The sequence below is a fragment of the Syntrophomonas wolfei subsp. methylbutyratica genome (genome assembly GCF_001570625.1).
Taxonomy (GTDB): Bacteria; Bacillota; Syntrophomonadia; order Syntrophomonadales; family Syntrophomonadaceae; genus Syntrophomonas; species Syntrophomonas methylbutyratica.
Genome location: NZ_BBQT01000024.1, coordinates 29,046 through 47,777, shown reverse-complemented (window position 1 = coordinate 47,777; position 18,732 = coordinate 29,046). Strand labels below are relative to the sequence as shown.

16 protein-coding genes are annotated in these 18,732 nt (G+C 48.6%); 2 read left to right on the top strand and 14 right to left on the bottom strand.

Annotation, left to right across the window (positions count from 1 at the left end):
* The first annotated feature begins 307 nt into the window (after window positions 1–307).
* Together AWB54_RS13715 and AWB54_RS16575 are read left to right on the top strand one after the other, a co-directional pair.
* Window positions 308–571, top strand: a complete 264-nt coding sequence (locus AWB54_RS13715; protein WP_061215167.1) for an AbrB/MazE/SpoVT family DNA-binding domain-containing protein — start codon at window positions 308–310, stop codon at window positions 569–571.
* The gene (locus AWB54_RS16575; protein WP_268873655.1) at window positions 571–705 is read left to right on the top strand and encodes a hypothetical protein; all 135 of its coding nucleotides are present in this window, start codon (window positions 571–573) and stop codon (window positions 703–705) included. Before AWB54_RS13715 ends, AWB54_RS16575 begins: the two co-directional genes overlap by 1 nt.
* Before the next feature lie 344 nt (window positions 706–1,049).
* Here the strand turns inward: AWB54_RS16575 and AWB54_RS13710 are convergent, their stop codons facing one another.
* The 14 genes from AWB54_RS13710 to AWB54_RS13645 form a co-directional block, all read right to left on the bottom strand.
* Window positions 1,050–1,292: a hypothetical protein gene (locus tag AWB54_RS13710; RefSeq protein ID WP_061215166.1), complete on the bottom strand. Its 243-nt coding sequence runs from the start codon at window positions 1,290–1,292 to the stop codon at window positions 1,050–1,052.
* A 224-nt stretch (window positions 1,293–1,516) separates the two neighbouring features.
* Window positions 1,517–4,216, bottom strand: a complete 2,700-nt coding sequence (gene fdhF, locus AWB54_RS15475; protein WP_082736232.1) for a formate dehydrogenase subunit alpha — start codon at window positions 4,214–4,216, stop codon at window positions 1,517–1,519.
* Between the two features lie 12 nt (window positions 4,217–4,228).
* The gene (gene nuoF / locus AWB54_RS13695) at window positions 4,229–5,455 is read right to left on the bottom strand and encodes an NADH-quinone oxidoreductase subunit NuoF (protein WP_061215163.1); all 1,227 of its coding nucleotides are present in this window, start codon (window positions 5,453–5,455) and stop codon (window positions 4,229–4,231) included.
* Window positions 5,456–5,584: 129 nt separating this feature from the next.
* Entirely contained in the window at window positions 5,585–6,034 is a 450-nt protein-coding gene (locus tag AWB54_RS13690) for an NADH-quinone oxidoreductase subunit NuoE family protein (protein WP_235811195.1), read from the bottom strand.
* A gap of 152 nt (window positions 6,035–6,186) precedes the next feature.
* Window positions 6,187–6,363 carry a hypothetical protein gene (locus AWB54_RS16000; RefSeq protein WP_160328965.1) on the bottom strand — a complete coding sequence of 59 codons (177 nt, stop codon included), beginning with the start codon at window positions 6,361–6,363 and terminating at the stop codon, window positions 6,187–6,189.
* A gap of 414 nt (window positions 6,364–6,777) precedes the next feature.
* Window positions 6,778–7,248, bottom strand: coding sequence for a molybdopterin-guanine dinucleotide biosynthesis protein B (mobB, locus tag AWB54_RS13685; RefSeq protein ID WP_160328964.1), 471 nt, complete (start codon window positions 7,246–7,248; stop codon window positions 6,778–6,780).
* Window positions 7,249–7,304: 56 nt separating this feature from the next.
* Window positions 7,305–8,600 carry an amidohydrolase gene (locus AWB54_RS13680; RefSeq protein WP_082736231.1) on the bottom strand — a complete coding sequence of 432 codons (1,296 nt, stop codon included), beginning with the start codon at window positions 8,598–8,600 and terminating at the stop codon, window positions 7,305–7,307.
* A gap of 240 nt (window positions 8,601–8,840) precedes the next feature.
* Window positions 8,841–9,503 (bottom strand): class II aldolase/adducin family protein, encoded by a 663-nt coding sequence (locus tag AWB54_RS13675; RefSeq protein ID WP_061215160.1) that lies wholly within the window; start codon window positions 9,501–9,503, stop codon window positions 8,841–8,843.
* On the bottom strand, window positions 9,496–10,536 hold the full coding sequence (gene mtnA, locus AWB54_RS13670) for an S-methyl-5-thioribose-1-phosphate isomerase (RefSeq protein ID WP_061215159.1): 1,041 nt from the start codon (window positions 10,534–10,536) through the stop codon (window positions 9,496–9,498). The genes AWB54_RS13675 and mtnA overlap by 8 nt, the downstream gene beginning before the upstream one ends.
* Window positions 10,533–11,324, bottom strand: coding sequence for an S-methyl-5'-thioadenosine phosphorylase (gene mtnP, locus AWB54_RS13665; RefSeq protein WP_061215158.1), 792 nt, complete (start codon window positions 11,322–11,324; stop codon window positions 10,533–10,535). Before mtnP ends, mtnA begins: the two co-directional genes overlap by 4 nt.
* A gap of 150 nt (window positions 11,325–11,474) precedes the next feature.
* On the bottom strand, window positions 11,475–12,728 hold the full coding sequence (gene ftsY, locus AWB54_RS13660) for a signal recognition particle-docking protein FtsY (RefSeq protein WP_082736230.1): 1,254 nt from the start codon (window positions 12,726–12,728) through the stop codon (window positions 11,475–11,477).
* 26 nt (window positions 12,729–12,754) lie between these two features.
* Window positions 12,755–16,330, bottom strand: coding sequence for a chromosome segregation protein SMC (gene smc, locus AWB54_RS13655; RefSeq protein ID WP_061215157.1), 3,576 nt, complete (start codon window positions 16,328–16,330; stop codon window positions 12,755–12,757).
* A 12-nt stretch (window positions 16,331–16,342) separates the two neighbouring features.
* Window positions 16,343–17,317 (bottom strand): biotin--[acetyl-CoA-carboxylase] ligase, encoded by a 975-nt coding sequence (locus AWB54_RS13650; RefSeq protein WP_061215156.1) that lies wholly within the window; start codon window positions 17,315–17,317, stop codon window positions 16,343–16,345.
* Window positions 17,318–17,591: 274 nt separating this feature from the next.
* On the bottom strand, window positions 17,592–18,725 hold the full coding sequence (locus tag AWB54_RS13645) for an elongator complex protein 3 (protein WP_061215155.1): 1,134 nt from the start codon (window positions 18,723–18,725) through the stop codon (window positions 17,592–17,594).
* Between the last annotated feature and the right edge of the window lie 7 nt (window positions 18,726–18,732).

The window sequence follows — 18,732 nt, the reverse complement described above, 5'->3', positions numbered from 1 at the left end:
TGAACTCATTAAGGAAGCTGAAAAAATGCGTATTTGGGTGAGAAGCAATAAATTAGTCTAAATGATTCTGGGATGGGATAACTATCCTATCAACCCTTTATTAATCTGACCCCCTTATATTTTTTTTTATATATTTTTTCAATAGGCCGGGCAAGCATCTCGGCTCACCCGGCCTGTTATGTTTTTTTAACGAGTTTATCAAAAAAATGTTTTGTCCCCCTTGTATCGTCCGCGAGTTCTTGACAAGTAACTCCAGGTTACTTATATTGGTGGTAAGAATTTTCTTACCATCAGGGGGTTTAAAACCATGCTCCAAGCCAAATCAACACTATCCTCCAAGGGCCAATTAACCATTCCGCTGGAAATCCGAAAAAAGCTAGGTCTGCGTCAAGGAGACCAAATAGAAATATCCGTAATTGATGATAGCATTCGTTTAAGGAAAACAAATGAATTTAATATTCCTCCGTTAGCGGAAGATGATCCCATTTTCACTTTTATTGGCATGGGTGAGGGTCCGGAAGACCTGAGCGAGATGCATGATAAATACATTTATGGAAAGAATGATGAATAATGAACCGGGTACTTGTCGATACCAGCGCCATCCTGGCCTTGATTAACCGTAACGATAGCAGGCATCATGCAGCAAGTGAGATAGCCCGGTTCATGCTTCAAGAAAGAATGCAGCCATTCTTAACCAACTATTGACTCTACTGCAAAAACCCCTTTTGTTGCATGAGGGTTGCATAAATATACAAAGCGAGCGTTGGCGAAGCATGGATGCAACACCCGGCGAAGGCGAGCAGGCGAAAGGGGGCGAGCGACAGGACGTCGCGAGAGCGCTACTGACCAGGATGGGAGATTAGCGCGGCACCCCTTGAGCCACGAGACAAGCCGCAGGTGTTGCCCATGCGAAGACTGCGAGCGGTATATTTATGCAAGCTAATGCATATTTATAACTTTTTGCAGTGACATCACTATTTGGTAGCAGAAGCCTATACCACAATACTATCTCGAATTAATGGGGACATTGCCCGTTTATGGCTCCAGAGTCAACACTGGCCTGTTATATGGATAAGCGCTCCGCCCGCATTTATTGCCAGGACGGCATTGGTACGCTTGGCAGCTTCTCTGGTCGTCTCACCTTTATTGCCTGCCAAAACCATCTCCAATGCATCTATACTATGCAGGCGCACTTTGGCCATATAGCCGCGATATCCAGTCTCGGTAAGAGAATAGACCTTGATAGTCACTTTTTCGCCAAATGAAATACTGAAAGATCTCTGATTTTTCAAATAATGACTCTGCTAAATAAAAGAGGCCGGGATTAAACCCGGCCTCCTGGCTGTTTCTTTTCAATTGAATCAAGGGGTGGTTCTTTGACTTGCTCCTTACCTTAATTTGAATGGAACTATAGTTATTGCTGTTTCTTAAAAACATTTACTGCATTGACGAGAAAACTGATATTGTTTTAGGTATCAAAAGGACCGTGCCCTTGCCCCCCTTAAGGGGCATTTTGCTAACTTATTTTTTCCAGGCGGGCGGCGGATACCTTGTATTCAGGGATGCCGGCCACCGGGTCGAGAACGCTGGCATTGGTCAGCACGTTAGCAGCTGCTTCGCTAAAATGGAAGAAAGTAAAGATTACATTTTCCTTTACTATATCAGTTAACCTGGCTTTGAGTTCAATATTCCCTCTCCGGGTAACTACCCGGGCCATTTCCCCATCTATAATGCCCAACTTGGCTGCGGTGGCCGGATTGACCTGGATCTCGTTTTCCGGCTGGTGAAGGTCCAGGGCCACTGCCCTTCTGGTCATGGTACCGGTATGATAATGGAAGAGGCTGCGTCCGGTACTCAGGATCAAAGGATACTCGGCATCGGGAAGTTCTGCTGCTTCCCGGAACTCTATGGCATGGAACAATCCCAGACCGCGGTTGAATTTTTCTTTGTGCAATATGGGGGTTCCGGGATGATCCTCGGTCGGGCAAGGCCAGTGCAGGCCTTTACCCTCCAGGCGCTGGTAAGTTATACCGGCATAGGAGGGAGTAAGGGTTCTGATTTCCTCGAATATCTCTTCCGGTGAAGAGTAGCTCATGGGATAACCCAGGCGGGTGGAGAGTTCGCAGAGAATCTCGTAATCCTGCCGGGCATCGCCCCGGTTGCTGATAGCCTTGCGCACCCGCTGCACCCTTCTCTCGGTGTTGGTAAAGGTACCCTCTTTCTCAGCGAATGTTACGCCGGGGAATACCACATCGGCTCTCTGGGCGGTTTCCGTTAAGAATATATCCTGCACCATCAGGAATTCCAGGTTGTCCAGGGCATCTTCCACATGGTCCAGATCGGGGTCGCTGACCATGGGATTCTCTCCCAGTACCAGCAGTGCTTTCAACTCGCCATGATGCGCCTTGTTGATAGCCGCAGTCAGGGTTAATCCGTTCTGCCCGGATAGTTTTACTCCCCAGGCTTTCTCAAATTTCTCCCGGTTGGCTTCTATGCCCACACCCTGGTAAGCGGTAAATACCACCGGCAGAGCACCCATGTCACAGGCTCCCTGCACATTGTTCTGCCCGCGCAAGGGATTTACCCCGGTGCCCGGTTTGCCCAGATTACCGGTCAACAGTGCCAGGTTGCAACAGGATTTAACATTATCGGTTCCGGTGCTGTGCTGGGTCAGACCCATGGCATAGCAGATGGAAGCTCTCTCGGCTTCGGCGTAAATCCGGGCCGCTTTGCGGATATCTTCCGCCGCTACCCCGGTTATAGGTGAAACATATTCCGGAGTGTATTTTTCCACTACCTGGGCAAAGGCTTCATAAGCTTCCGTACGGGTTTCTACGAATTCCTTGTCCAGCAGGCCCTCATTGATAATGACATTCATCATCCCATTGAGCAGGGCCACATCAGTCCCAGGCCGGAATTGCATATAGACATCGGCCATTTTAGCCAGTTCAATTTCGCGCGGGTCGGCCACAATCAGCTTGGCTCCATTCTCGCGCACATTCTTACGAATCTTATATCCGATTACCGGGTGGTTTTCCGTGGTGTTGGTTCCGATTAAGAAAATAGCCGTAGCATCTTTTTCCAGCTCACCAATGGCATTGGTCATTGCTCCACTACCAAATGCTGCCCCCAGACCGGCGACAGTAACGGAGTGTCAGAGACGGGCGCAGTGGTCGACATTATTGGTTCCGATAACGGCCCTCATCAACTTCTGCGCCAGATAGTTCTCTTCATTGGTAACCCGGGCGGAGGAAAACATGGCCAGGCTGTCCGGGCCATACTTTTCTTTAATTTCTTTAATCTTGCCAGCAGCAAAATCCAGAGCCTCATCCCAGGAGGCCGGGCGCAGCCCGCCGTTTTCGCGAATCATGGGGGTAGTCAGTCTATCCGGGGAATGGATGAAGTCCCAGCCAAAACGGCCCTTAACGCAAAGAGCTCCCTTGTTTACCGGACTCCAGTTCTCATCCCGGTTGGAAGTGACACCAACCACGCGGTCATTGTTAACATTTAATTCCAGAGTACATCCGGTACCACAATAGGTACAGGTGGTAAGAACCTTCTTATTCTGGGCAGGCTTGCCTTGGCCCGCCGCCACCTTGCTGCTCAAAGCGCCAACCGGACAGACCATAATGCACTGGCCACAGAAGACGCAAGTGGAATCAGCCAGTTTGCCGTCAAAAGGAGCAGCTATCTTGGCATGATGTCCCCGGTCTTTAACATTTATGGCTTGAGCCCCGGTTATGCCATCACAGGCCCGGACACAACGGGTACACATAATACACTTGTCATAATCCCTCTCAATAAAGGGATTGGGGTCTTCCATTCCAAAATGGGGGCCTTCCCCATCATAGCGGGATTCTTTCACCCCGTAGCGATACATATAATCCTGCAGCTTGCATTCCCCATCCTTTTCACAGGTGGGGCACTCAAACTTATGCCGGGCCGCCAGCAGTTCCAGGATGATTTTACGGGATTCCACCACATCATCACTTTCGGTCTGAACCACCATGCCGTTTTCAGCTGGAGCGACACAACTGGCTACCAGAGCAGGACGTCCCTTGACATCTACTACGCACATGCGACAGGAACCGGCCAGTCTGAGGTCCGGATCATAGCACAGGGTAGGTATATCAGCTCCCGCCTGGCGACAGGCGTCCAGCAGCATAGTACCCCGGGCTACTTCAATTTCTTTACCATCTATAGTTAATTTTATCATTGCTCTCCCCCCTTACGCGTACTGCAGAAGTTTTCTTCTGTACTCATGCCCGAAGTGTTCAATAGTAGAAGTAATCGGCACCGGCGCCGCCTGTCCCAATCCGCACAGAGCGGCCCTCTTCATCACCCGGGCCAGCAGGAGAAGATTATCGATATCCGCTTCCGTAGCGCGACCGGAGTTGATTTTTTCCATTATCTCCCGGCAGCGGAAAGTACCCTCGCGGCAAGGATTGCATTTGCCACAGGATTCATGTTCAAAAAATTTGGAAATTCTGGTTACTATATCTACGATGTCACGGGTTTCGTCCATTACCAGTACCGCACCGGAGCCCAGAGCAGCCCCAATGGCGCTCATGGAATCAAAATCAATCGGGGTATTCAGGTTCTGCTCGGGGATAAATGCTCCCGAGGTTCCCCCTACCTGAACCGCTTTGAATTTGCGGCCGTTTTTGACTCCCCCGCCCAGTTTATAGACTACATCGCTTAGAATATAGTTGGTGGGTACTTCAAAATAGGTCGGATTGTTGACATCCCCGGTCAAGGTGAGAACCTTGGTTCCGGGATACTTGGGAGCCCCAATGCTGGCAAAGCAGTCGGCTCCATTGGTAAGAATATAAGGCAGGCAGGCGAAAGTTTCCACATTGTTTACCACCGTGGGTACTCCCCATAGACCGGCCACACCCGGGAAGGGCGGCTTGAAACGGGGCTCGCCTCGATGTCCTTCAATGGACTCTATCAACGCGGTCTCTTCGCCACAAACATAAGCACCGGCACCCATTCTGACTTCAATATCGAAGTCCCCCAGGGCTCCGACATCTTTAGCACTCTGGATGGCTTTTCTCAATAAATCAACAACAAAGGGATACTCTCCCCGGCAATATATATAACCCTGTTGAGCATTGATAGCAACACCACAAATAGCCATACCCTCGATCAGAGCCTGAGCATTCTTCTCGCAGATTATCCTGTCTTTATAAGTTCCCGGCTCTCCTTCGTCCAGGTTGCACACCACATATTTGACTTCCGCCGGGGGCACAAAACTCCATTTCATGCCGGCATTAAAACCGGCTCCGCCCCGGCCTCTGAGGCCGGACTTCTTGACTTCTTCAATCAAATCTTTGCTTGTCATCCCGCGGGCCTTTTCCAGGCCTTTATAGCCTCCAACCTTGATATAATCCTCAGCTTGGGCAGGATCAATTTGGTCGGCATGCGCCAGCAAGATGCGTATCTCTTCGGCCATTACATACCATCCCTTTCTTTTATCCCATTCTCTTTTTCAATCTTTTTCTCAAAAAATATTTATAATCTATATTTCTCTATCTCTTTAAATTATCTCTATCTGTCTTTTATCTGTCTCTTTGGTATTTCCCTATTTGTAAGCACTTAGTATCTCGGGGATCTTTTCGGAGCTAACATTGAATACCGGCTGGCTGTTAACCGTGATAACCGGGGTGGCCTGACACTGACCTACGCACTCGGTCAATTCCAGGGTAAACTTGCCATCAGCCGTAGTTTCCCCAACTTTTATTCCCAGGTAGTCTTCCATCGCCTTAAGAACTTTATCAGCTCCCGCCACATGGCAAGGCGCACTTTCGCACATACGGACAATATACTTTCCTCTCTTTTCTACCGAAAGGTAGGAATAAAAGGTAGCCACTCCATAAGCCTGAGCCTCGGAAACGCCGAAAACCCTGGCCGCCTCTGCCACTGCCTCCCGGGGAATGTAGTTGAACTCCCTTTGCAGAGCATGATAAGCTTCGATAATTCCACCTTTTTTGTCTTTGCAGCTTGCGATGATGTCCTGGTAATTTGCCATCATTACACCTCCTTAATTCTAATTATTTGAGCCCAATTTTTCCGAAATGCGCTAAAACGCTAAGATGAAACACCTCCTTTATTGCAAAATTTAAAACTCTCGCTCAGCAAGTTTTAATTAGAGTAAAACATTGTTGCCCAGAAATCCAGGTCTACTTAATATATATTCAATGCTTTTAAACCAGCACCTTCAAGCATTTTTAGATTATAACCATACTTTATTGCCTGTATTATTTTAGCTAATCTTATCTTAGTTTTGGGCAAATAAAGCTGTTCCAGGAAAGCGGATATAGCAATAAAATCAATCCTACCTTCCCCCATAGAACTGGACAATAGCTCCTTTTATCATCATCTTAACATCAATTTAGTGAAAACTCATTAGTATGATTTGCCTGCAAAACACGCTTTTAGTAAGCATTATCCTTAATAGATTTTTATGCTTGCATCTTATCCTCAATTAATAGGATGTCAACCATTAATTTGTATGCCAACTAATTATCGGAAGATGATCCCGTTTTCACTTTTATTGGCATGGATGAAAGTCTGGAAGACCTGAGCGAGAAGCATGAGGAGAAGTTTGAAAGAAAATCTTTCATGACGTTTTGTGCCTTAAGAAAGGAATGGAAATATTTATGGAAAGGATAATGAATAATGAATCGGGTACTTGTCGATACCAGCACCATGCTAGCCTTGATTAACCGTTACGATAGCAGGCATCAAGCAGCAAGTAGGATAGCCGGTTCAGAATTAAAGAGAAATAATGAACCGGCAAAGCTCTTCGATTTCCTCAAAGTTAAAACAGGGCAAATCATCATCAATGCTAAAATCGGAGACTCGGGCGATAATGTTTTCCGCATCGATAAACTCTATACCGGTTGCCTGACGTAAGACTTCGATTTTGGGATATGTTTCTTTTTTATATCCTTCGGTAATAATTAAATCTACAACGGTCGGAATTTGGGCCAGAATCTCCTGCAAATCCGGTTCCCTTTCATGTCTCAGGTAGTGAATGGACAAGGCCGGGGAAACAGCGCAGACCATTTCCGCCCCGGCGCTAAATAGGAGATCGGAGTCGTGTTCCCCGTCTGTATCCAGGACATGGGAAGTATGCTTGATCACCGCCACTTTATAACCAGTTTGTCTAAGTTTTTCAATTACCCGCCTTAATAAAGTTGTCTTGCCGGAATTATGCCGGCCAATAAATGATATTATTTTCACTTTTATAAGCATTCCTTTCACGGAATAATCCAGGGGCATTCCCCGGACTTATTCCGTTACTTCCCCACCAATCTCCGGGCTGTTTCCCGGGCTTTAGCCAGCACTTCCTGCTCGTCAAAAGTCTTGATTTCCCGGTTTTCCATCACAATTTTTCCATCAATTATCACACTATTCACATCGCTGGCCTGGGCGGAATAAACGATATTGGCCAAAAGGTCATAACGAGGGATCATGTGGGCCTCCTTTAAGTTCATGATAATCATATCCGCCCGGTATCCCGGCTCCAATCGTCCCAGCTCATTCCCCATCCCCAGGCTGATGGCTCCATTGGCCGTGGCCATCTCCAAAGCCTGATAAGCCGGCAGAACCGTGGGATTCATAGTATTTACCTTATGTAAAAAGGCAGAACTGCGCATCTCCTGCAGCATGTCCATATTATTGTTGCTGGAAGCTCCATCGGTGCCCAAAGCCACTGCAATGCCGCTTTCCAGCATACGCGGTACCGGCGCTATTCCACTGGCCAGCTTCATGTTGCTTTCCGGGTTGTGGGCTACGCCTACCTGGTACTGATGCAATATCCCGATTTCCTCCTCGTTGAGGTGAACACAATGAGCCGCCAGGACCTGGCGTCCCTGAAAAAGCCCCAGGGATTCCAAATGAGAAACCGGGGTTTTCCCATATTGCTTCAGTATATCCTCATATTCCACCCGGGTCTCCGCCACATGAATATGTATGCCTGCTTGCAGCTCATCGGATAGTTGCATAACCCTTTCCAGGTAAGCCGGAGGGCAGGTATAGGGAGCATGAGGCCCCAGCCGGAAAGAAATCCTGCCATCGGCCTGGCCCTGCCATTTCCCAATGAGCTCGCGGCTGTTCTCAATGGCCTGCTCGCTTTCCGGTCCCACTCCTACCATTCCCCGTGCCAAGACTGCCCTCATTCCGCTCAATGCAACCGCCCGCGCCACCTCATCCATACAGAAGTACATATCATTAAAGGTGGTAGTACCCGACTTAATCATCTCTACTATGGCCAGCATAGTACCCCAATAGATATCTTCCGGGGTCAGTTTCGCCTCCAGAGGCCAGATTTTATTCTCCAGCCATTCCATCAGAGGCAGGTCATCCGCATAACCCCGCAAAAGGGTCATGGCCGCATGGGTGTGGGCATTGATAAAACCAGGGAGCAGCACCTGGTTTTCACCATCGATTATACGGTCAAATACCCCTTCCGGAGCTTTCCCCGTCCCCAGCTCTTTAATAAAAGCATCTTCAATCAACAGGTAGCCTTTCTCTATGAAAGAATTGCTCTCGCTCATAGGAATAATGCTGATATTGTCTAAAAGAATCCTCACTTCTATTCCCCCCTATTAATCAATCCTTCTTCTGTCTTCCGTTTAATCCTTCTTCTGCCCGCGTTTGACACGGGGACGGGGTTGTTGACAACTTCGTCCTTCCTTGTCACGGGGACGGGGTTGTTGACAACTTCGTCCTTCTGCGTCTAAAACATATTTTTCTTATTAACCACCCATGGCCCAGAGCCACAACCAGCAATGAAAAGTGGGTTAGTATCCGTGTCACTCCTCACCAATTAATCAATCCTTCTTCTGCCCGTAATTCCGAAAAGCCTGACGCAGGCTTAAGATATCTTCAGCTCTGAGGGAATGCAACGGTCCCAGTACCCGGGAATAAATGGCAATGCGGGCCGTGCGCTCGGCTACCAAACAAACCCGCAAGGCCTCCGGCAAATTCCCCCCCAAACCCAACAGCCCGTGATTGGCCAGCAAAACCGCCCTTTTGTCCTTGCCCAGGACCTTGAGGACATTTTCCGCCAATTGCTGTGAACCGCAAAGAGCATAGGGGGCTACCCTGACCTCATGCCCAATTACCTGAGCGGCCTCTTCCAGTATTACCGGGATATTCTGCCGGGCCACCGCAAAGGCCGTGGCATAAAGGCTGTGAACATGTACAATAGCGTTTATTTCCGGGCGCTTTTTATATATTCCCAGATGCAGCGGGGTTTCCACCGATGGTTTATACTTACCTGCCAGAACCTTTTCTTCTCCATCAAGCAAAACCATATCTTCCGCTTCTATCTGATTATAATCCATTCCACTGGGGGTGATAAGCATCAGACCCGGGCCGGACACCCTTAAACTTACATTACCCCAGGTTCCGCTTACCAGACCGGAGGAGAATATCTCCTGAGCAATTTGCAAAAGCTCTTTCCTTTCCTGCTGGTATTGCAATCTATTCATCCTCTCTTCCCCATATTTTAATGGCAGCGCCAAAGGGAGGCCGTATAATTCCCTTTTCGCAAATGATAGCCGTAATCAAATGTTCAGGGGTGATATCAAAAGCCGGATTGAATACATTCACTGCCGGTACCGTCAGGCAGCTTCCTTTAATAGTTCTTACCTCTTCCGCACTGCGTTCTTCAATGGGTATTTCGCCCCCTTGCTCAATGTTCCAATCAAAGGTGGACAGAGGAGCCGCCACATAAAAAGGAATGCCGTGGTACTTCGCCAGTACCGCCAGGGAGTAGGTGCCGATTTTATTGGCGGTATCGCCATTGGCGGCGATACGGTCGGCCCCGGTTATTACTGCATCCACCTTTCCCAGGCTCATGGTATAACCTGCCATATTATCAGTAAGCAGAGTAACCGGAATCTTATCCTGCCAGAGCTCCCAAACGGTTAAACGGCTCCCTTGCAGTACCGGCCTGGTTTCACAGGCCCAAACCATCTCAATCTTATTTCTCCGGGCGGCCGAGCGGATAACCCCCAGAGCGGTACCATAGCCGCAGGTAGCCAGAGCCCCGGCATTGCAGATGGTCATAACCCTGGAGCCTTCGCCGAGCAATTCCTGCCCCTGCTCCCCGATGGCCTCATTGACCCGTATATCCTCTTCATAAAGATTTTGGGCTTCCTGACGCAAACAGCTGGCCAGTTCCCCTGGCGACAGATGGCGATTCTCCCGATAAACCCTTTCCATCCTCTCCAAAGCCCAGAAAAGATTGACCGCGGTAGGGCGGGCCGCAGCGAAAAGTTCCTTCATCCGGGAAAAATATGCATCCCTTAATTTTCCGGTTCCGGAATAGCTCGAAAAGGCCATAGCCAGGCCAAAAGCGGCCGTAACACCAATAAGAGGCGCCCCCCGTACTTTCAATCCCTTTATGGCCGCAACCACTTCTTCCGGGCTCTCACATTTTTCATATACCAGCTCTTCCGGCAGGCAATTCTGATTAAGAACCATCAAAGCCTGGTCCTCACAATAAAGATTTCTAATCATTTTATAGCCCCGGGTTCATCAAGTATCTTCCCGCAGTTACAGCTCTTCTCCTCACCAATATACTTGAGGCTGCTCATCATGAGGCTTCTGGCCAGCTCAATATTTCTTTTCATCAACTCCAGAACCTCGCTATGGGTCAATATACCCGTCGTTATCCCGGCTGCAAAATTAGTCACTATGGCCAAAGTGGCATAGCAAATGCCCAGCTCTCGGGCCAGGCAAACCTCAGGGACACTGGTCATACCCACCAGCTGTCCCCCCAGTTGTTTAAACATCATAATCTCCGCCGCGGTTTCAAAACGCGGTCCCTCGGTGCAGACATAGGTGCCCCCATTTTGGACCTGAATCCCCAGTTCCTTGCCGGCCTTTACCAGAGCCTCACGCAACTCGGGACAGTAAGGAACGGTCATATCACAGTGAACCACCCCCGCTTCCCCACCTTCATAGAAAGTGTTTCGGCGGCTTTTAGTAAAGTCCAGGAACTGGTCGGCCAGGACAAACTGCCCTGGTTTAAATTCAAAATGCAATGAGCCTACGGCGGCTGTCGCCAGAATATTCTTAATTCCCAGTTGTTGTAAAGCCTTGATATTGGCGCGGTAATTTATTAAATGGGGTGGAATGCTATGCTCCAGGCCATGCCGGGGGATAAAGGCCACTTCCATCCCGGCATATTTCCCTAGCGAAACTCTTACACTTCCATAAGGAGTTGTTTCAACCATCTCCCTCACATCTTCCAACAAGCAGGGGTCATAGACACCCGTACCTCCGATTATTGCCGTTTTTAACAAATATAGTTCCTCCTTTATATTGTATAGAACTGCGAGCGGTATATTGGACCCCACTATAAAACCACATTTGACGCACCAGGGTTGCATAAATATACAAAGCGAGCGTCAGCGGTATATTTATGCAACCTTTCTATGCATTAACAAAGTCTCCTAATCCCCTCCATTGCAGGCAAAAAGGGCCTCGGTAAATATTTGGGGAGAAAAGTCGCGCAAATCTTCCAAACCCTCGCCGATACCCACCAATTTAACCGGTATCTTAAGCTCCTTTTCCACCGCCAGAATAATTCCGCCTTTGGCCGTTCCATCCAGTTTGCTCAAGATAAGCCCGGTGACACCGGTAGCTTCCTCAAATATTTTTGCCTGGCTGATAGCATTCTGTCCTGTGGTAGCATCAAGTACCAGCAAAACCTCATGAGGAGCTTCCGGTATTTCTCTTTGAATTATATTCTTTATCTTGCTTATTTCTTTCATAAGATTGGCTTTATTTTGGAGCCGGCCGGCCGTATCAATGATCAATATATCCGCATGACGGGCCCGGGACGCATGTATGGCATCAAAAACCACCGCCCCGGGATCAGAACCCTCCTGGTGTTTGATTATTTCCACACCCACCCGGTCAGCCCAGATATTAAGCTGATCGATAGCGGCCGCTCGGAAAGTATCCGCAGCCCCCAGCAATACTTTTTTGCCTTCTTCATGGAAACGGTAAGCCAGCTTGGCTATGGAAGTAGTTTTACCGGCTCCGTTAACTCCCACCACCAGAATAACCGCTAATTCCCCCTGGGGGATGTTTAACGGTACATTGTTATATTCCAAAAGCTTTCTTATTTCATCCTTTATAAGTTCCAAAACTTCAGAAGAATCGTGCATCTTTTGCTTTTTGGCTGCCTTCTTAATATTATCTACCAATTCAATCGTGGTATTTACACCGACATCGGCCTGTATAAGGATTTCCTCCAATTCCTCCCAGAAGTCATCATCCAGCTTTTTGGAGCTTTTCACCAGAGCTTCGATTTTACCAATGGTATTTTCCCTGGTCTTACTCAAACCTTTTTTGAGTTTGTCCAAAAATCCCCACTTAGTCTTCTTTCCGTTGACCTCCTTTTCATACGCATCCTCTTCCCGCTCAACAGCTTCAACATCATCGGCAGGCTGAGCCTGCTCCTTTTCCTCGGCCCGGCCATTCTCCTTTTTAGTCTTAAAACGGTCAAAAATACTGCTATGGCCATTCTCTCCAGCTAAAGAAGGAGAAGCGGCTTCCTCGCTTCCATTTTCCTCCGCGCCTAGTGTTTCTCGGGGTTCTTCTTCCGGGCTCTCCTCTCCTGGCTCTGCTTCCTTTTCCCATGGAATCTCTTCATTTTCCTTGTCCTTTTTCTTAAATTTAAAACGATCGAAAAATGCCAATTTCCTTATCCCACCCCGTAAATATTTTATCCAGCCAGGCTTTCCGCTTCAAAAACATTCAGGGTTAAAACCGCCGAAACCCCTTCTTCCGGCATCGTTATACCGTAAATGTTCTCACCTGATTCGATAGTTGCCTGGCGGTGCGTAATCACAATAAACTGAAGATTCCGGGACATAGCCGTGATAAATCCAGAAAAACGCTGGAGATTAACCTCATCCAGCGAGGCATCAATTTCATCCAGCACACAAAATGGAACCGGCCGGAGTCTTAGTAAAGAAAAAATGAAAGCTATACAGGTCAGAGCTCTTTCCCCGCCCGATAAGAGATTTAAGGACTGGCTCCTTTTACCCGGCATCTTTACCTCGATATCAACCCCCGCCTCCAGGCGTTCCACCTCAGCTTCAATCCGCAAGCTAGCCTCGCCTCCACCAAATATCTCGCTGAAGGTATTCTTAAAGCTCTCATTGGCCAGAAGCAGGAAGCGGGAAAAGTCCTGCAACATCAGCTTTTCCGTTTTTTGCAAGAGCTCGTCCAGAGAATCGCGGGCCGAAGACAAATCATCATACTGTTGTTTGATGAAATCGTAGCGCCCGCTGGTTTCCTCATATTCCCGGATGGAATCAATATCTACTGAAGCGATTGCTTCTAATTGCTGTTGCAGTATAGCAATTCTTTTCCTGGCTTCTCTTATTTCACCCGGGGTCAAGGGTTCCTCCGCCAGTAAACCTGCCTCGGCAGCAAATTTTTCCCTCCAGCGGTTTTTAAGTCCTTCCAGCTCCACTTCCAGGCGGGCGGTGGCTACTTCCAGATTTCTGGCTCCAGTTTCCAAACGGGCCAGGCTTTCCCGGGCAGGAATTATCTCCTGGCGGTATTTTTCTATCAACGCCCAGTTCCCTTTTTCCTTCTCCTGCATTTCCCTGCTCTCCGCTGACAGGCGGGCCAGATCCTCCGTCTTATTTTCGAGCTCTTTCTTAAACTGCTCCATCCGGCTTTCTTCCCGCCCAATTTCCAGCTGCAAAGACTGCATTAATTGGCGGGAATCATCCAGGGATTGCCGGTAAGAAGCCCTTAGCTCTTTAAATTGAGAGAGGTTTTTCTTTATGTTTTCCAGTTCTCGCCCCTTCATATCCAATTGCTTTCTATACGAAAGCAAGCGTTCCTGAAAAACTTCGTAATCACGCCTCTTTACTTCCATCTTATCTTTGAAATTCTCCAAATCTATCATAAGCTTCTGGTTTTCCTGCTCTATATCCCCCAGCTTTCGATGAAGCAGGCTGGTTTCTCTTTCGTTTTCTGCTACTTCCCCATCCAACCGGGTAAGCTGTTCCAAATAGCCATCCCGCTCCCTTTCATCCTCCAGCAATTCAAGAGCTAAATCCTCTTTCTGCTTCATCATCATATCACAACGGAACTGGCTTTCCAGCAAATCGTTGCGGGCCCGGGAAATAACCTGCTCCAACTCTTGCCAGCGGGATTCTACCTGCTTTTGCTCTCTGCGCTTATCTTCCCGCGCTTGCTCATTTTCCTGCTGCCACCGCAAAAGCTTCTTCTCCTCGGCCCGGCGCTGCAACGGGGTTTGCGTCGGAGACGCTTTCTTGCCCCCGGTTATGGCGCCGCTCACATTTATTAGTTCCCCGTCCAAGCTAACGATACGGCAAGGCAAAGATGATTCTCTAAAAATACGGATGCCCCGGGTCAGATCTTCTACCAGCAGAACCCGCCCCAGAAGATATTCCACCGCCTTGGCAAATTTATTATCATAGTGAACCAGGCGGGAAGCCAAACCCAAAACCCCATCCTGAACCAGGATTTTCTCCACGACTGACCCGGGCAAAGGCTTAACCTTCAATACATCCAGGGGTAAAAAGGTAGCCCTCCCCAGTTCCTGAACTTTGAGATAGTCAATCGCTTCCCGCACCTCTTTCTCACTGGCCACCACTATATTCTGCAAGCCATTTCCCGCCGCCACATCAATGGCCAGTTCCATACCCGCAGGTACCTCCAATATTTCCCCGAGCACACCCATAATTCCTTTTAGTCTTCCGCTTCGGGCCTGCTTTATAATAGACTTCACCGCCGGGGAATAGCCGGTTAGATTCCTCTGCAGGTCTTTTATAGCCAAAAGCTGATTATTGATCTCTATAGAACGCTGGTTGAGTTCCCGGCAACTATTATTGAGGTTTTGCAAAACTTCAGCCAGCTCATCTTTTTCCCGGCTCAACTCCTCAATAAAAGACTGCTTTTGGCCGATTTCCGCTTGCAGCGCCCGTATTTCCTCTTCGCATTGCAGATGGCCTTTTCGGCCTTTTAGCAGTTTAGCCGCCAGCTCTTCAATATGTATCTTCAGCCTTTCCTTTTTCTCCCTGGCCTGGCCCAGCAGCTCCGCTTTTTCAGCCAGCTCATTTTTATGCTGGCTCTCCTGCTTCATTTTATCAAAAACCAGAGCCTTTTTTTTATCAAAATCACCTTTAAATCCCGCTATAATACTTTCCAATTCCTGGACTTCGTGTTCCAGTTCGTTATATTCCGCCACCCTTTGGGCCATATTCTGCTGTTCTTTATCATAATCCCGGGAACAAAGATGCAAATCCCTTTGAATATTATCCAGCAAAATCAGCTGCTTTTTTTCATCTGTGACAGCATCATCTATCCGTTTATTATTATTCTTGATTCTCTCTTCCCCCAGCCTGATTTCTCCCTGAAGCAGATTCAGCCGGGATTCCAGCAGGTGGCGCTGCTCCCCCAGCTCACCCAGGGAAAGCTGCTGCCGGGCGAGGCCTTCCTCCTCTTCCCGCAGTTTGGCTTCCAGCAGCGCCACTTGAGCAGCCTGAGCCTTTATCTCATCCTGCTTTTTAATAAGGTCGCCAGTCTTTTGCTGCCAATCCTTTTCCGTCCGGGCCAATTCAAAACCCAGAACCGATTTTTCCAGCTCCTGGCATTCGCTATTTAAAGCCATATAAAGCCGGGCCTTCTCCGCTTTTTTAAACAGTTCCTGCCGGCGTAAACCCAGTTCCTCCAATATATCACCCAGGCGCAAGAGGTCATTGCTGCTATTAAGTATGCGTTTTTTGACCTCATCCCTTTGCTGGCGATATTTTATCACCCCGGCCGCTTCCTCCAGCATCAGCCTGCGGTCCAGGGCTTGCCCGTTTAAAACCTCTTCCAGTTCCCCCTGGCTAATTATCGCATAACCCTTCTTACCCACTCCGCTTCCGCTGAGAAGCTCGGAAATATCCTTTAAGCGTACCCGTGACTTGTTCAAGTAAAACTCGCTTTCACCGGAACGATGCACCTTGCGTCCCAGGGTGATTTCGCTAAAATCCAAAGGCAGGCAATGGTCACTATTATCAATGAGCAATTCTACTAAAGCCATGCCCAGGGCCTTTTTCTTATCGCTGCCGTTGAATATAACATCTTCATTCTTTTGTCCTCGCAGCTGGCGGATGCTGGTCTCTCCCAAAACCCAGCGTATAGCATCAACAATATTACTCTTCCCGCAGCCATTGGGGCCAACCACAATATTCAAGCCCGGGTTCAGTTGCAGCTCGGTATTATCAGCAAAAGACTTGAAACCCTTTATATCCAGTCGTTTTAGATACAACTAGCCTCCTCCTCACTCCTCAGCCAATAAGGCAACATCTCCCGTAGTAAGGCATTCTATACTATCTCCGCTGTCAATAATAAGATTGCCCTGTTCGTCAATATCCAGATTTAAACCTTCCAGCGAACCTCTAGGAGTATCCAGTTTAATCATCTTCCCTAAATGGAAGCAACGGCTTTTATACTCTTTTCGTATAGCTTCAAATCCATTTTCCAGGAATTCATAGTAGTATTCCTCTATCGATTGCAGCACCCGCAGCAAAACCTCACCCAGTTGATAATAAGTCCCGCTCTCCTCCCAGAGAGAAGTCGCCGTCTTAGCCACCCCCCGGCCCAGGGAAGCCCGGTCTATATTAACATTTATGCCTATTCCCGCCACCAGATAATCCGCCTGTTCCAGTTCACCACTCAATTCCAGCAATATGCCCACCACTTTTTTCCCATTTATGTAGACATCATTGGGCCATTTGATCTGAGGGTCAAAAAGCCGGAAACTCTCCAGGGCCCGACTGATGGCCAGCGCAAAAACCAGGGATAAAACCACCACTTCCGACAGGGCCAGTTCGGGCCGGAGAATTATAGAAAACCACAAACCTCCCAGGGGGGCCTGCCAGCTTCTTCCCCGGCGTCCTTTTCCCCGGCTCTGCTGCCGGCTGATAATTACGGTTCCTTCTGCCGCCTGTCCCTCTCTAATCAGCTTCTTGGCCATCTCATTAGTAGAATCAAGTTCCGGAAAGAGATGCAGCTTCCAGTCCAATCGCGCAGTAGATAACGCAGCCTTTATACTGTCCAGCAACAAGACATTGTAGCTTTCTTCTATACAGTAGCCTTTTCCGCTAACCCCGAGTATAGCATAGCCCTCACCTTTAAGGTTTTCAATATGCTTCCACACCGCCACCCGGCTGATGCCCAGCTTTTCGGCCAGTTCCTTTCCCGAAACATATTCTCCCGGATTTTGACATAGTTCACCCAATATTCTTTGCCGCACAATAATGGCCTCACTTTACTGGTGTCAAGGGGGCGGTCCTTTTGACACCGTAACCCCTTACCCCCTACTCGTTACTTTTCTTACTAACCACCCATGGCCCAGGGGTCGCAACCACCGAGGAAAAGTGGGTTAGTATGCGCTTGTATAATAAAATGTAGTTTCCGAATACCCCTTCTAATCATCGCTGTCTGGCGACCATTCCATCTTCCGTCCTCCGTCTTCCGTCTTCCGCTGCCCTAACAAGCTATTTAGACATCCAAAGGGCAAATCCTCTTTATCTTTGGTATTTTTTAACATTAACATGGGACAGTGACCCTGTCCCCGTGTCCCAAGTTACCTGCTCGATAAATTCAAGGCGGGATAATAGCAAAGCCGGGGCGGAGGCATCAATAGTTCCTGCCCCCACGCTGTCACGCGCGAGATTCTCAATCCCCCGGACCTTGATTAGCTCAAGTCCAAACTGCTCTTTTAGGTAATTCAGGTTAGAGCGCCGCTGTCCGGTGACTTTGGATATGTCACGCGGGTGGACAAAGAGTAGCAGCTGCGGGTGACGACCATGAGCCGTAAAGAACTGCTCTATAGCCTTGCCGGCCTGCGCTTTAAAAGCCTCCTGTTCAACCAGTTCCCCAAAAGAAGGATGGAAAGGCCCTGCTGCCACGCAGCCTTCCCGCCGCAGTTCTTCTCCCGGCTGCAGTCCCATGCGAATCACCGGAATATTCTCTTTTTGAAATTGGAGATAGACAGCCAGGCTGTTTTGTAGGGCTTCAGCCAGGGTGAGGGGGATATACTTCCCCTTAAGATAAAGCTTTTCCAGGTGGGTACCGGCAATTACCAGGGTAGGGTAAATCCTGACCATATCCGGCCGCAGTTCGATAACCTTCGCAGCCGTCTTCATATCCAAATCCAGCTTGTCACCCGGCAGGCCAATCATAAGCTGTATTCCCAGGCGAAAACCGTATTCCTTGATTAGCTGGCAAGCTTTAAAAACATCCGCCGCCTGGTAACCCCGCCACGATGCTTTTAAAACCTCATCTGACAGGGATTGCACCCCCAGTTCGATAGTTCTGACTCCCCACCGCTGGAGAAAGTCCAGAATCTGCGCATCTATGCCATCCGGGCGGGTGGAAATCCGAATGCCCCGTACCCGGCCATCCTGCAGATAGCGCTTAACTGTTGCCAGGTACATCTCTTGTCTCGTCTTTTCCACCATCGTAAAATTCCCGCCAAAAAAGGCAATCTCCACTTCACTGCCGGCAGGAATGGTGGCTAAATGATTTTCCACGATGTTTATTACTTCCATTTCCCCAGGTATATCCCGGGTAGCGCTAATCCGGTTTTGGTCGCAAAAAACACAGGTAAACGGGCATCCCAGGTGAGGAATAAAAATGGGGATATTTATGTGTTTCATAAGTTTA

Excerpts from the sequence above, each read along its gene's own strand:
- AWB54_RS13715 (WP_061215167.1), top strand. The coding sequence starts at position 308 with ATGCTCCAAGCCAAATCAACACTATCCTCCAAGGGCCAATTAACCATT.
- AWB54_RS16575 (WP_268873655.1), top strand. The coding sequence starts at position 571 with ATGAACCGGGTACTTGTCGATACCAGCGCCATCCTGGCCTTGATTAAC.
- nuoF (WP_061215163.1), bottom strand. The coding sequence starts at position 5,455 with ATGGCCGAAGAGATACGCATCTTGCTGGCGCATGCCGACCAAATTGAT.
- AWB54_RS13690 (WP_235811195.1), bottom strand. The coding sequence starts at position 6,034 with ATGATGGCAAATTACCAGGACATCATCGCAAGCTGCAAAGACAAAAAA.
- AWB54_RS13675 (WP_061215160.1), bottom strand. The coding sequence starts at position 9,503 with ATGAATAGATTGCAATACCAGCAGGAAAGGAAAGAGCTTTTGCAAATT.
- mtnA (WP_061215159.1), bottom strand. The coding sequence starts at position 10,536 with ATGATTAGAAATCTTTATTGTGAGGACCAGGCTTTGATGGTTCTTAAT.
- AWB54_RS13645 (WP_061215155.1), bottom strand. The coding sequence starts at position 18,725 with ATGAAACACATAAATATCCCCATTTTTATTCCTCACCTGGGATGCCCG.